Below are 14062 nucleotides of genomic sequence, written 5' to 3'. Positions count from 1 at the left end.
GCGCTCTTCAAACGGTAAGATGAAGGGGATAGCATGATAGGCAACATCGGATAACGAATGTTTTTAAAGAAAGTTTTTTATCTTTATATGACTATCTCACTACGTATTTTAAAGGAATGAATAATCACTATGTTAAAGAAAATAGACCAGAGTCGACTATTTTTATCAGAGAATGCCCAAATGTTCCGCTGTCCGTTATGTCAAGCATCCTTTTTATCGACCACGAATGGGCTTATTTGCCAAAAGAATCATCGTTTTGATTTATCTAAAAAGGGAACGTTGTATTTTTTATCTCACGCAATCAAAACTGAATATGATCAAGGTATGTTTGCTCCAAGAAGACGAATGATCCAATCAGGTATGTATCAACCATTGATCGAACAGTTAGCTAAGCATCTACCAAGTGATGCGACTGTTCTAGATGTCGGTTGTGGAGAAGGGAGCTTTTTGGCGGCCATCGATCAATTACAACCATTAAAACAAGCAATTGGCTTTGATATCGCGAAAGAAGGTGTCTATGCAGCCACTGAACAGCCGATGCAAGCATTTTGGTGTGTCGCGGATTTAACGAATTTGCCTTTTGCGGATCAACAATTTTCGACGATATTGAATATTTTCTCGCCTTCTCACTATCAAGAGTTTCAGCGAGTACTTGCAGATGACGGCATGGTATTAAAAGTCGTTCCACAATCAGGCTATTTAAAAGAATTACGCCAAGCTTTTTATCCAGATCAGCCAGAAAAACACCATTATTCTAACGAACGTGTTGTTGACAAATTCATGGAATCAATGGCGTCAGTGGAACGTCAACGTGTGACGTATGAATTTACGATTCCTGAAGAAAATCGCCGTGATCTCTTGGCAATGTCGCCACTGGAATGGCAAGTAGCAAAAGAAATAAAAGAGGCTCTGATGGAAGAACCCCTTAGAAAAATTACAATTGACGTAGAATTGTTAAAAGGAAATAAGAGAAAACGATTCCAATAAGAATATTATAGAGTTAAGGTTGCAAAAAGCGTTTAATGGTGATATAGTAGCAACAAGTTGTTTTTTCATTGGTTTTTATCAGGTTCCTGTTCTGATAAAAGATAGTGAAAAGAGCTTCACTAACGTAACGACTCGCAGTGACTGACACCGAGTTGATACGTTTTTTTTTATGCAAAAATCAAGATTTAGTCTAAAATGGATTTCACATATACATGAGAGGATGAATAGTATGAACCACATCGTTTTATTTGAACCTTTGATTCCTGCAAACACAGGAAACATTGCACGAACATGTGCAGCGACCAACACACCGTTACACTTGATCGAACCACTAGGATTTTCAACAGATGATAAACAGCTGAAACGAGCGGGGCTTGATTATTGGCATGATGTGGATATCACGTATCATGCAGATCTACCAGCATTTATGGCTTACTTAGGCGATAGAAAGTTACATTTGATCTCCAAATTTGCGAATAAAGTATACAGTGATGAAAACTTTGCAGATGGCGAAGAGCATTTCTTTTTGTTTGGGAAAGAAACAACTGGATTACCGGAACCCTTTATGCGCGAGCATGAAGAAAAATGCTTACGTATCCCTATGAATGATACACACGTCCGTTCATTGAATCTATCGAATACAGCGGCAATGATCGTGTATGAGGCATTGCGTCAACAAGGTTTCCCAAATTTAGAGTTAACACATCATTACGAAAATGATAAGCTAGACTAAAGGTTGTAAAGAGAGGTTTCGCTCCTATTAAGAAGACGAAGTTGAGAAAATAGTTTCTCTTGCTGCTCAACCTTCGTTTTGATAGAGTAGGAGCTTCCTTTTGCATTTCCTTGATCGAGGGTGTGGATGAAGTATATTTCGTGAACATCGCTGATCGAAAACAAGACTACATAAACGATAGCACAGTTTTTTTACAGTCGATTTTTAGCGATATTCAATTGGCGAAAGCCTCTATTTTTTAGAAACAAGCTTTTCTACACGGTCCAACAGGAAAATCCTATATGATAGTATATATATACAAGTACGGAGTGAGGAGTCTAACATCTATGGAACTATACTTTACAAGACATGGTAAAACGGAATGGAATCTTGAAAGACGCTTTCAAGGAAGCCAAGGAGACTCACCGTTGTTACCTCAAAGCTATGAGGAGATCAAGACATTCGGCCAAATGGTCAAGTCTGTTCCTTTTGAAGCTATTTATTGCAGTACGGCAAAACGTGCAAGAGATACAGCAAAAGGGATCAATCAAGAATTGGACCATCCGACAGAAATCATTTATACAGATAAATTAAGAGAATTAGGTTTAGGAAAACTGGAAGGACAGTCGATCGAAGAGATGTACAAAAAATTTCCAGAGAACTTACCTAATTTACGAAATCATTTAGATAAATATGATCCAACACCTTTTGAAGGAGAGCCGATCACCGAAGCAATCACGCGGATCGAAGCCGTTGTTGCGGATGCAGTCTGTCAACATCAAGGGCCTATTCTATTTGTAGGGCATGGTGCCTCTTTAACTGCTGCGATCCAGTGGATGACTGGTAAAGAATTAGGTCAGTTACGAGAAATGGGCGGTTTATTCAATAGTAGCTTGACGATTTTAGAAACAGGAGAACCAAACAATCTGTTACCATATGACCTTAAAGTATGGAATCAGGTGGATTTTTTAGGTAATGGACAGCCAGAGCCTTTACTATAAATAAAGGAGGCGGCCTCGATGGAGCCAGAAGAAATGCCTTATTTTGTCGGCACAGTTGCCGCTATCTTTTTTCAAAATCCTAGTAATTTTTATAAAGTATTGCTCATCCAAGTCAGTGAAACAAGTGTTGATTATCGGGAAAAAGAAATTGTCGCAACTGGTAGTTTTGGCGATATCCAAGAGAACGAAGTGTATCGTTTTTATGGTGAGCTAGTTGATCATCCTAAATATGGCAGACAGTTGAAGGTAGAGCGTTACGAACAGGAAAAGCCGACGACAGCCAACGGGATCGTCAACTACCTATCAAGTGACAAGTTTCCCGGTATCGGAAAAAAAACCGCAGAGAAAATCGTGGAACTGCTTGGTGAAGATGCGATTGAAAAAATCATCGAAGATCCTGCGCAATTGCAACAGATTTCAGGTTTAACGAAGCCAAAAAGAGAAATGATTGCTGAAACGATCCGTTTGAATCATGGAATGGATCAAGTGATCATGGGGTTGAACCGTTACGGATTTGGGAGTCAATTAGCCTTTAGTATCTATCAAGCTTACAAAAATGAAGCGTTGGATATCATTCAAGAAAATCCTTACCAATTAGTCGAAGAGATTGAAGGAATCGGCTTTAAACGTGCAGATAACTTAGCTGAACAAATCGGCATTGCTGCTGACTCGCCACGACGCATCAGAGCAGCGATCTTGCACCAGATTTTCCAACAGGCGATCCAAACCGGTGATACCTATGTGCCTGCTGAATCTTTATTGCAGCAGACGATCAAAATCTTGGAATCAAGTCGTCCAATCGAAATCGAACCGGATCAAGTAGCGACTGTCATTATTCAGTTAGTGGAAGAGGGAAAGATCCAACAAGAAGAAACGAATCTATATGAAAATAGTTTGTATTTTTCTGAATGGGGGATTGGCAATTCGATCCAACGCTTGTTGAGTCGAAAAAAGGAAATCAAGTACGAACCAAAAGAAATTAAAAAGAATATTCGACGAATTGAGAAAATGTTTGGTATCCAGTATGGGGATTCACAAGAAGAAGCGATTTCTGAAGCGATTCGCTCACCACTATTTATCTTGACTGGTGGTCCAGGAACTGGAAAAACTACAGTGATCAATGGCATCGTTCATCTGTTTGCAGAGTTAAACGGCTTAGATCTTGATCCGACGAAATATACACAAGAGATTTTTCCGATCCTCTTAGCTGCACCCACAGGACGGGCTGCTAAACGGATGAATGAAACGACTGGCTTGCCAGCTAGTACGATCCACCGGCTTTTAGGTTTGAATGGTCGTGAAAAAACCCCTTCAATCAGCACGAAGGAATTAGACGGTGGCTTATTGATCGTCGATGAAATGTCGATGGTTGATACATGGTTGGCCAATACACTGTTCAAGGCGATCCCTACGAATATGCAAGTGATCTTAGTAGGGGACAAGGATCAGCTACCATCAGTAGGTCCTGGGCAAGTCTTGCATGATCTATTAGAAATCGATCAAATCCCTAAAATCGAATTGAATCAGATCTATCGTCAAGGCGATGGCTCAAGTATCATTCCTTTGGCTCATGAGATCAAAGAAGGAAGATTGCCAGCAGATTTTACGAAAAATCAAAAGGATCGCTCTTTCTTTGCAAGTGATGCGTATCAAATCGAACCATTGATTTCTAAAATCGTGGAAAAGGCGAAAAACAAAGGATTTACTGCACAAGATATTCAGGTGTTGGCACCGATGTATCGCGGTGCAGCTGGTATCGATGCCTTGAATAAAATGATGCAAAATATTTTCAATCCAGGCGGTGGGAATCGGAAAGAAGTTCACTGGAATGATACAGTTTATCGAATCGGGGATAAAGTACTCCATTTGGTCAATACGCCAGAATTAAATGTGTTCAATGGTGACATGGGGGTAATCACGGGAATTGTTTTAGCAAAAGATTCGGAAGATAAGGTGGACGAACTCGTCATCCAATTTGATGCCAATGAAGTGAGTTACAAACGAAATGAATGGAATAAGATCACCCTGTCTTATTGTTGCTCGATCCATAAATCCCAAGGTAGCGAGTTTAAGATGGTGATTTTGCCGATGGTTCATCAATACCAACGAATGCTCCAAAGGAATCTGTTGTATACAGCGGTTACTCGTAGTAAGGAATTATTGATTTTGTTAGGGGAAGAGCAAGCATATTTGACATGTGCAAAAAACGAATCCGCTGTTCGATTGACGACACTGAAGAAGCGGATCGAAGATAACGAAATGACTCTTAATCTGCGTACGAAATTAGCCGCTTATGAAGATTCCTTGACAGGTGATGATCCATTTGAAGAAGGAACGTATTCGGCAGCCATTGAACAAGTGTCTGAGCCAACAAAACAAATAGAGGACCGTAAAGAGGCAACTGACCAAGCGCAGGAAGTTTCGCTTTTTGCCATCGAAGAAGAAAAAAATGAAGTGAAAGAAGCTGAAACGCCAAAATTACCTGATAATTACATTCTCACAACCGAAGCTGTGGAACAGCAATGGATTGATCCAATGATCGGTATGGAGAACATTCGACCATAAACAGGCAACATCAGTTGGAAGTGTGAAGTATCAGCCCAGAAAAGACACCCGAAACGCTAACGTTTCGGGTGTCTTTTCATTGGAAAGGTAGATGCTCCATCTGAAGAACTTCCACAGATCAAGAGGCTGACTGTTCCTCCCTCATTACTATTTTTTCACACCACAATAACTGTGTTTTATTTGTTAGTTGTAAATCAAACGATTGTTTTTCTAAATCTTCCCCATCTTCTTGACCATATTGGGGAATAGTAGAAACAATTCGAAGTTTGCTTGTTGTATAGTGATGGAAATACTTCGAGTGCATTTGTTTCTTCTGTAATAATAAAAGAAGCAACCAAGCGATTTTAAATAGATTTACTCGTTCAACAACCACGAAGTCGATAGTTGGCTTGGTCACATCTGCAGTAGGAACAATCGATACTCCTCCACCAAAATAAGGATGATTAGTTGCCGTACATAGAAAGGCTTTTTTAAAATTCACACGTTTCCCACCAATATCTACAAGAATCGGAAAGCCTTTTTGTGAGAAAAGAGCATATAGTAAAGAAAAAATATAAGAAAGCGAGCCTAAATTATACTTATTCAATCGTTTTTTTGCATTGGAATGATTCGTAGTATGAACGATTGCTGCATCTAAACCAATCCCGAAATTATTGAGTGCCAGCCCTTCGCGATCGTTTACTTTTTCTTCATAATGCAACACATTTATTTTTTGTGGTTCTTTGGTTGCTAAAATCGTTTCTAAAGCTTTTTCTGGATCTCTACTTAACCCAATTCCACGAGCAAAGTCATTGCCTGAGCCGGCTGGTATGAAGCCGACAGGAAAAGATACACATAAATGATGAAACGTATTCAGGACTTGATGAAGCGTACCATCTCCTCCAATGACGATGAGAAGTGGGTACCATCCGATAGTATCAGCATCGATATCCTCTTCCCATTCAATGAGGGTATTTTCGGCTAAATGTTCCGCTATAAGGGCATCGTGCCCTTTATATTCACTATAGTGAACCGTATAGGAAAGTTTCTTTTGATCCAAAATTGGTAAAATCTTATCCGCTGTTTTCTTTCCGTTTCCGCTACCAGCAGCTTGGTTGATTAATAGGTGATAATGAAAATTCATTTTTTCCTCCTGGAATGCACCAAAGTATCGTGTACCTGAGTTGAGAAAACAAGTCTTGTCGGGCTCCTTCATGAGTTCTCATTAACATACGATAGCAAGGTGACATAGTCAAAAGGAGAGCAAGCAGTGTCAGATTTAATCAACAGCTGTGAATACTTGTGGTTTTAGTCATGTAAATAGATCAACGATGCTTTACTAAATCGTCTCACCCTGAGTAAGCAGTGGTTGAATAATAGAGTCAACCACTGAAGGTTCAACAAAGCATCTCGTCATTATTGTCAAAAGAATTACAATCTTGGTTATTATAGCAGAGGTTTGGGGAAATGAAAAAGAAGTTAAGTTAGAAAATACAATAAAGAACAAACGAAAAAACGTAGGTAAAAGATAGAAACAAAGAATTGTCTGGAGAGTATTAGTCAACAGCGACACTCATTTTTTTGATAAGAAGAGTGCGATTCCTTTATCTATCAAGCCTCAATCTCTCAATGAGGCTGTTCAATAAGGTCTTGCGCTAACTACTCGAGGTGTCTTGCTTGTTTTTATTTCTTTTATTTTTTATAACAATCTTTTCAGGGTAAGGTAAAAATGCTGAAATGGTGGGGTGGAGGGAAGGTTGTAATCTAGAATTGTTATGTTATAATACGCCTTGCGGTTCATCAACCATCCCGCATTAACAAAACTAGGAGAAATGAGGAATAGAATATGGAGAGAACAAAGAGTAGGCAACGACTGATGGTAGTCGTTATTAATGGGTTGATCATGGCCTTATATCTAGCGTTAACGATTTTGGTAGCACCTGTGTCTTCGGGGCCAATCCAATTTCGTATTTCAGAAAGTTTGAATCATTTAGTTGTATTCAATCGAAAATTATTATGGGGTGTCTTAGGTGGCGTGATCGTTTATAATGCCATTTATGGTTTTGGTGTCATGGATGTGATTTTCGGTGGTGGTCAAACACTACTTGCATTAGGACTAACGGCACTTATCCAAAATAAAGTGAAAAATGTCAAAGTGCGCTTAGCATTAAATACAGCGTTCTTTACAATCAGTATGTTTATGATTGCTTATATGTTAGTACCAACTGGCGGTCAAGCGTTTTGGACAACGTATGGTACACTTGCGTTAAGTGAATTTATCGTGATGGCTGTTTCTGCGCCATTGATGTATTATCTAGACCATGCAGTGAAATTCAACGATCGTGTATGATTGTTTTTAATCGAGTAAAAAAGCCAGGAATTCCAAAAGTCGTAAATGATTTTGGGATTTCTGGCTTTTTTGAAATATGATTTTTCGAAAAATAGTTAGTAAATATCAACCACTAAACAGGTTTTTATTTATCAGTATCTTGTAAATTTTCAATTTCGATCACCTTGTAATTTTTCTTTTCTAAGTGATTGACGATCGAATCACAGACACTTTTTTCTGTATGAGCTGGTAGAGTGATCAAGGTACGACGGATGTATTCATCTTTTTCGATATCCAAAGTGATACAACTAGCAATGCTACTATATTTTGCGATGATTTTTGAAATCGCCGCTAAGTCACCTTGTTTACCTGTCGAAGCAATCGTCAAGACGTAGCTTCCTTGTTCTACGCTCCAAGACTGAGACAACATACCAAGTAAGGTACTGTGTGTCAAAATCCCATAGAAATGGTTTTGGCTATCAAGTACAGCAATGTATGGAAGCTCTTTGATCGTAAAGAATACTTTAAAGAAAGAAGTATCTAAATAAATGAATTTTGTTGCGTTTTTCAATAGATGAGTGACTGGTAAAGTCATATCGCCGCCATTTGCTTTGTGACGATAGATGTGCATTTTATAAATATTCCCACGGAAAATATTTCCGGAAGTATCAAGAATCGGTACACAACGGTAACCGGATGTTTCTAAAATTTCTAGTGCTTCTTCCAAGTTGCTTGTCTCAGAGACGGTAGTCAAATCTTTTTTCTTGTAAACAAGAGTTTTTAATAGCATAGTCATACCTCCAGATTGTTCATTTTTAAAATCCTTTAAGTAATCATATCATAACTAAAATAAAAACAGTAGAGCGTATGATCACTAATTGACATAAAATAATTTACATGATAATGTAGTATGGTATAAATTTGGTTTTCAGTGAGGAGGGGAAACGGATGGCAAAGAAAAAAGCGGCATTAGCATGTTCCGTTTGTGGTTCTCGAAACTATACGAAGTCGATTAGTGAAGGAAAAAGCGGCGAGCGTTTGGAAATCAACAAATTTTGTAAATATTGTAATCAATACACATTACATAAAGAGACAAAATAACAAGGAGGAGGCTTACGATGAAATTTCTTAAAAGTGTAAAAGATGAAATGAAACAAGTGACTTGGTCAAGTAAAAAACAATTACGTAAAGATACACTAGTCGTTATCGAAACGTCGATCATCTTCGGACTAATGTTTTTCGTGATGGATACAGCGATCCAAAGTCTGTTTGCATGGATCTTGCAATAATTCAATAAGTTTATCTAAATAAAAGGCGAGCTATCCATGATTATCAATCAATTGGAAGCTCTATTTTTTTTGATAGTAACCGTGAAATTTCAACAAGTTTTTTGTGAATCATTGATGATTCTTTTGCTTTGCTAGTTTAAGTAAGGAGGAACATATGGAAGTTCATGAATTATTAAAAAAAATGCGTGTTGACAGAGGCATCTCTCAAAAAAAGCTAGCCGATGGAATTGTTTCGCGGGAAACGTTAGCTAAATATGAGAATGGGAAAAATCATTTACCATTATTAGTCTTTTTAGAATTATTAGAACGCTTGAATATGACGATCGATGAATTCATGTTTTATCTTGATGGAGATAAAGTATCTCAAAAAAATTTGAGTTTGAAGAAAATATTCCGGAATCTAGAAAAAAATAGTGGTGCAATCAATTATCAATTAAAAAAACTAGCCCAAGAAGTAGAATACTCAGATGATTTAGTCGTCATAAGAAATTATCTTGCTGTCAAAAATTATAAGTGGTATGAGGGAATCGGTGGTGTAAAAAAATTAAATAAAAAAGATACTAACTATCTGAAAAGATTATCTGATTATTTAGAGAAAATCGATGAGTGGGGAAGATTTGAAATGACGACTTTTGCTACTCTCATCTATTTATTTGAAACAAGTTACATCAAACAGCGATTGAAAGAAGTAGAAAAGAATGTGATGAAAAAAGGAGAGTTGGAGAGCTTCCATTCCATATTATCAGGTATTTATAATAATGTGTTTTTACTGATGATTGAAAGAGAAGAGCTAAAATTAGCTAAGTATTATTTGGAAAAACTATGTGAGACTCGACGTAGAATTATTTTTCAGCGAGAAACTGAAATATATCATCGGTTTTATCAACTTGTACTTGCGCACATCGAAGGAGAGGCTGTCAGTAATAAAATAAAGGATTTTATTATGGGATTAGAATTGATTGGAGCGAGCAAGTTGAAGAATGAATTTTTAGCTGATTTACATAGATTTGAAACACAATACGAGATTGAACATATTTTTAATATATGAGGCTAAAAGAGATTTCTTGTTTGCTTATTTAGGGAGAGTTTGAACTGATCGGACTATCTGAAAATGTAGATATGTATTGATTCATACAACATGACTCTTATTTTGAATGGTTTTCAAAAGTATCTTTTAGTATTTTTACTTCTTTTTCTAAAGATGAGACTTTTAAACTTAAAAAGAAAACAGTGAGACAGGAGAGAATCAAGGCGAGAGAATCTAACCAATCAAAAACCGTTGCAATGAGTTGTCTAATTGTTTCCATGGGGATACCTCCTCTCGTAAAGTTCTTTAAAGCTCAATAAGATGCCTTATGACTATAATTGTACATTGTAGGAATAAATAATATTGACATGGGTATGTATTTTCCTATGCCTTTTCGCTGAATAACAAAAAATAAAAAAATTTATTGATTCATCTTTATAAAATAAGCTTTTTAAGGAATTATTTTTTTTCAAAAAAACAGTAGATAATATAATTTCTGCACCAAAACAAGAATAAATAACGCTTTTTAAATTACTAAAGAACTAAAAATAAGTCACTAGTAAAAACCAGCAAACGGTGCTATAATCAAAGAGAGGAAAAGCTTCGGGGAACTGAGGTTTTTTTATTTTACAAATGAAATGAGGAGCCTTCAATGGAATCTTTTGAAAAAAATTGGTATGTATTGCATACATACTCTGGATACGAAAACAAAGTAAAAGCAAATATCGAGTCACGTGCGCAAAGTATGAAAATGGCTGATTTTATTTTCCGTGTCGTTGTTCCTGAAGAAACAGAAACTGAAGTGAAAAATGGGAAAGAAAAAGAAATCGTTCATAAAACATTCCCTGGATATGTCTTAGTAGAAATGATCATGTCAGATGCTTCATGGTATGTTGTCCGTAACACACCGGGCGTTACAGGTTTTGTTGGTTCTCACGGAGCAGGAAGTAAGCCTGCACCTTTATTACCGGAAGAAGTAAATCATATCTTACGTTCAATCGGTATGAGTTTACGTCAAAACGAACTGAAAGTAGAAGTTAGCGAAGTTGTTAAGATCATCGAAGGAGCTTTTGCTGGATTAGAAGGTCAAGTGACAGAAGTCGATGAAGAAAAAGAAAAACTAAAAGTAAACATTGACATGTTCGGTCGTGAAACAAGTACAGAGCTTGATTTTGATCAAGTAGATAAAATCGACTAAACAGTGATCAGAATAATGGAGGAGTTGGGATGCCTAGTCATCTCAGCTCTTTTTTGTCTTGAATGAAAGGAGTGAGAAAAGTGATAAAACAAAATGAAGTGAATTTTAATCGGGTGCTAAGTGGCATGGTGTTGCTGGTACTGCTAATCCTCTCTGGTTGTCAAACGCAAGAAAACAAGAGCCAAAAAGAAACTGCCTCTACTGAAACAACGAGGACAAGCCAAGTAGAATCCGTAGAAAAGGGGAGTGTGCCTACCTTATTTGTTCACGGATATAAAGGAACAGTGAATTCATTCAAAGGAATGATCGATCGGTTAGAAGGAGAAAGCAAAGGGCAACAAGAATTGACATTGACTGTAGATACTAATGGGAACGTTCAAGCGCAAGGGGAGTTATCAAAAGAAGCAACCAATCCAATGATCCAAGTGCTTTTCGAAGACAATGAAAATAATGAGTGGAATCAAGCAGAATGGATTCGTGCATGTCTGGTTTATTTGCAGACAACTGATCAAATCAACAAAGTGAACATTGTCGGACATTCGATGGGTGGAGTCAGCGGCCTCCGTTATCTAGTCACGTATGGCCAAGAAACAACTTTACCGCAAGTTGAAAAGTTTGTAGCACTAGGCGCACCGTTCAATGACTTTGTGGATGATAGCGGTCAGAATTTAGCTGATTTACTCGAAAATGGGCCAACAGTGGTGTCTTCAAGGTATCAAGATTATCAAACAATGATAGGGAATCTCCCTACCGACACACAATTTTTATTAGTTGCAGGGCAGTTGAGTGAAGTAGAGCTAAGTGATGGAACTGTTCCGCTGAATAGTGCATTGGCAGTTTACGCCTTATTGAAACAACATGGTAACCCTGTAATGGAAAAGGTCGAAGAAGGTGAAGGTGCTTCACATAGTATGCTTCATGAAAATGAAGAAGTGGATCGAGAAGTTAGTCAGTTTTTATGGAATAGTTGAGTCGAATAAAAAGAGTAATTAACGAACGTTTTTGGGTGGATGTTCGGTAATTGCTCTTTTTGGGTTTCCAGAAAACTGATTTTCTGTTTCGTATGAGATGTATTCCTCGACACTTTTGATAATTAACTCGCATTAATTACTAATAATCGTTTGGCGGATAAACATAGATAACTAAAAAAAATAAAATGAATACGAGTATTTTTTGTATAAAACGGATAAACGCAGGTTTTTTACGATGTTTTTCATATAACTCATGTTTTTTTCTGAATATATTACAAAGTTTTCTTGAAAATGTTCGTATTTTTTCTTATAATGAGACAGAACACGAATGAGGGGGAGAATAATGAGGAAGAATGTTCCGTATTTGATCATTGCGCCAGGAACGATCTTATTACTATTTTTTATGATTTTGCCATTGGTCAATATTATATGGCCAACTATTTTTACTGAAACAGGTGCTAGTCTAAGTGCTTACACCAGTTTTTTGACAGATGATTTCAATTTGAAGATTTTTCTTCGAACAATTCGCGTTTCTGTCATTGTGACGTTGATTTCTGCCGTTTTAGGTATTCCAACTGCTTATTTTATTGCAGGTGTGGGTAAAAAGTGGAAAAGTTTATTGATGGCAATGACGATGTTTCCATTATTGACCAATTCAGTCATCCGTAGTTTTGCTTGGATCAACATTTTAGGAAGGACAGGAGTAATCAATAATTTCTTGATTCGCATAGGACTGATCGAACAACCCATCGCCTTACTATATACGGAGTTTGCAATTATTATCGGGTCTGTCTATTTATTCTTACCTACCATGGTCATGACACTTGTTGGCGTGATGGAAAATATTGAGAAAGAAACACTGGAAGCTGCCGAAACGTTAGGTGCGAGTCCGTTTAAAACGTTCTATAAAATTGTCATGCCGCTTTGTATACCTGGAGTGATCGTTGGCAGTATTTTAGTATTTACAGGCACATTGACGGCTTATACGACACCACAACTTTTAGGTGGGAACCAAAATATGATGATGGCGACTTTCTTATACCAGAAAGCATCGACTTTAGGTGATTGGACTTCAGCAAGTGTCATTGCATTGATCATGATCATCACGACTCTGATCGTGAATAAAGGATTGAATATGATTGCTGCACGTTTAGATCGGAGGGAAATGAATCATGCGTAAGCAAAAAGGGATGACGATCATCGCAGTATTAGTTTTTGCGTTTTTGTTTTTACCATTAGTGATTATTGTTGTAACGTCTTTTGGACAATCATCGACGATACAATTTCCGATTGATGGATTCTCATTAGAATGGTACAAGAAAGCACTAAGTTCTGAAACATTTATGAATAGCTTTAAATTGAGTTTAAGTATTGGCGTAGGGGCTACTCTGTTAGCTTTATTAGTAGGCGTGCCGACTTCTTACGCACTTTCTCGTTACCACATGAAGAGTAAACAGCTTTTTAAAAATTTCTTTTTGTCACCAACGATGATTCCGGGTATCGTTGTCGGCTATTCCTTGTTCCAATACATTGTGATCAAGTTTAACTTGCCGGTGATCCAAGCTTTATTGATTGGTCATTTTTTGATCAGCCTACCGTATATCATTCGCGTCGTAGGTTCAAGCATGGAGCAATTAGATTTTTCGATTGAAGAAGTTGCCTGGACGTTGGGTTGTACCAAAACCCGCGCTTTTATGCAAGTCGTCTTACCAAATGTTTCTTCTGGAATATTTGCGGCGTTTATGCTGGCTTTTGTCAACTCATTCAATAATGTACCAGTTTCAATGTTTTTATCTGGACCAGGAGTAACGATGTTGCCCACTTCATTGTTGAGCTACATTGAATATACGTATGACCCGACTGTGTCGGCGATTTCAGTAATGATCATGGTATTAACCGTTTTCTTGATGTTTATTATTGAGAAAACGTTAGGATTGGCTTCAATCGCTTAACTATTGAGTGAAGAAATCGAACCGTACTTGAGAATGACTGGAAACTATGAGG

Annotated in this window: 14 protein-coding genes and 1 pseudogene; 12 read left to right on the top strand and 3 right to left on the bottom strand. The window is 37.5% G+C overall.

The annotated features are described in order from the left end of the window. Positions 1-129 precede the first annotated feature (129 nt). The 4 genes and pseudogenes from IGJ49_RS12740 to recD2 all read left to right on the top strand — a co-directional run. Positions 130-987, top strand: coding sequence for a methyltransferase domain-containing protein (locus IGJ49_RS12740; protein WP_041684305.1), 858 nt, complete (start codon positions 130-132; stop codon positions 985-987). Between the two features lie 229 nt (positions 988-1216). Continuing rightward, a complete protein-coding gene (locus tag IGJ49_RS12735; RefSeq protein WP_010734263.1) occupies positions 1217-1720 on the top strand; it encodes a tRNA (cytidine(34)-2'-O)-methyltransferase in 504 nt (167 codons plus the stop codon). A gap of 326 nt (positions 1721-2046) precedes the next feature. Further along, positions 2047-2700 (top strand): histidine phosphatase family protein, encoded by a 654-nt coding sequence (locus IGJ49_RS12730; protein ID WP_010734264.1) that lies wholly within the window; start codon positions 2047-2049, stop codon positions 2698-2700. A gap of 18 nt (positions 2701-2718) precedes the next feature. Next, positions 2719-5041 (top strand): annotated as a pseudogene (gene recD2, locus IGJ49_RS12725) (SF1B family DNA helicase RecD2); the annotation flags it as partial. A 342-nt stretch (positions 5042-5383) separates the two neighbouring features. Here recD2 and IGJ49_RS12720 read toward each other — a convergent pair. Further along, complete coding sequence (locus IGJ49_RS12720) at positions 5384-6388, bottom strand: diacylglycerol/lipid kinase family protein (protein ID WP_409173616.1); 1005 nt, start codon at positions 6386-6388, stop codon at positions 5384-5386. A 702-nt stretch (positions 6389-7090) separates the two neighbouring features. On the opposite strand from IGJ49_RS12720, the gene IGJ49_RS12715 reads away from it, so the two are divergent. Continuing rightward, the gene (locus tag IGJ49_RS12715) at positions 7091-7594 is read left to right on the top strand and encodes a QueT transporter family protein (RefSeq protein ID WP_438723751.1); all 504 of its coding nucleotides are present in this window, start codon (positions 7091-7093) and stop codon (positions 7592-7594) included. 124 nt (positions 7595-7718) lie between these two features. Here the strand turns inward: IGJ49_RS12715 and cbpA are convergent, their stop codons facing one another. Further along, on the bottom strand, positions 7719-8363 hold the full coding sequence (gene cbpA, locus IGJ49_RS12710; RefSeq protein ID WP_010734268.1) for a cyclic di-AMP binding protein CbpA: 645 nt from the start codon (positions 8361-8363) through the stop codon (positions 7719-7721). A gap of 158 nt (positions 8364-8521) precedes the next feature. Here cbpA and rpmG point away from each other — a divergent pair, with 158 nt between their 5' ends. The 3 genes from rpmG (at position 8522) to IGJ49_RS12695 (ending at position 9910) form a co-directional block, all read left to right on the top strand. After that, positions 8522-8674 (top strand): 50S ribosomal protein L33, encoded by a 153-nt coding sequence (gene rpmG / locus IGJ49_RS12705; protein WP_005878997.1) that lies wholly within the window; start codon positions 8522-8524, stop codon positions 8672-8674. A 17-nt stretch (positions 8675-8691) separates the two neighbouring features. After that, positions 8692-8862 carry a preprotein translocase subunit SecE gene (secE, locus tag IGJ49_RS12700; protein ID WP_010734269.1) on the top strand — a complete coding sequence of 57 codons (171 nt, stop codon included), beginning with the start codon at positions 8692-8694 and terminating at the stop codon, positions 8860-8862. A gap of 154 nt (positions 8863-9016) precedes the next feature. Continuing rightward, positions 9017-9910: a helix-turn-helix domain-containing protein gene (locus IGJ49_RS12695; RefSeq protein ID WP_438723747.1), complete on the top strand. Its 894-nt coding sequence runs from the start codon at positions 9017-9019 to the stop codon at positions 9908-9910. Positions 9911-10007: 97 nt separating this feature from the next. Here IGJ49_RS12695 and IGJ49_RS12690 read toward each other — a convergent pair whose 3' ends face one another. Beyond that, positions 10008-10169, bottom strand: a complete 162-nt coding sequence (locus IGJ49_RS12690) for a hypothetical protein (protein ID WP_010734271.1) — start codon at positions 10167-10169, stop codon at positions 10008-10010. A 372-nt stretch (positions 10170-10541) separates the two neighbouring features. Here IGJ49_RS12690 and nusG point away from each other — a divergent pair, with 372 nt between their 5' ends. The 4 genes from nusG (at position 10542) to IGJ49_RS12670 (ending at position 14010) form a co-directional block, all read left to right on the top strand. Further along, positions 10542-11087 carry a transcription termination/antitermination protein NusG gene (gene nusG, locus IGJ49_RS12685; protein WP_438723745.1) on the top strand — a complete coding sequence of 182 codons (546 nt, stop codon included), beginning with the start codon at positions 10542-10544 and terminating at the stop codon, positions 11085-11087. A 125-nt stretch (positions 11088-11212) separates the two neighbouring features. Continuing rightward, the gene (locus IGJ49_RS12680; RefSeq protein WP_153830555.1) at positions 11213-12058 is read left to right on the top strand and encodes an alpha/beta fold hydrolase; all 846 of its coding nucleotides are present in this window, start codon (positions 11213-11215) and stop codon (positions 12056-12058) included. A 343-nt stretch (positions 12059-12401) separates the two neighbouring features. Continuing rightward, on the top strand, positions 12402-13238 hold the full coding sequence (locus IGJ49_RS12675) for an ABC transporter permease (RefSeq protein WP_010734274.1): 837 nt from the start codon (positions 12402-12404) through the stop codon (positions 13236-13238). Further along, a complete protein-coding gene (locus IGJ49_RS12670; RefSeq protein ID WP_010734275.1) occupies positions 13231-14010 on the top strand; it encodes an ABC transporter permease in 780 nt (259 codons plus the stop codon). The genes IGJ49_RS12675 and IGJ49_RS12670 overlap by 8 nt, the downstream gene beginning before the upstream one ends. Positions 14011-14062 lie beyond the last annotated feature (52 nt).

The organism is Enterococcus sp. AZ171 (genome assembly GCF_051714005.1).
Lineage (GTDB): Bacteria > Bacillota > Bacilli > Lactobacillales > Enterococcaceae > Enterococcus_B > Enterococcus_B pernyi.
This window is presented reverse-complemented; position numbering and strand designations above follow the sequence as displayed.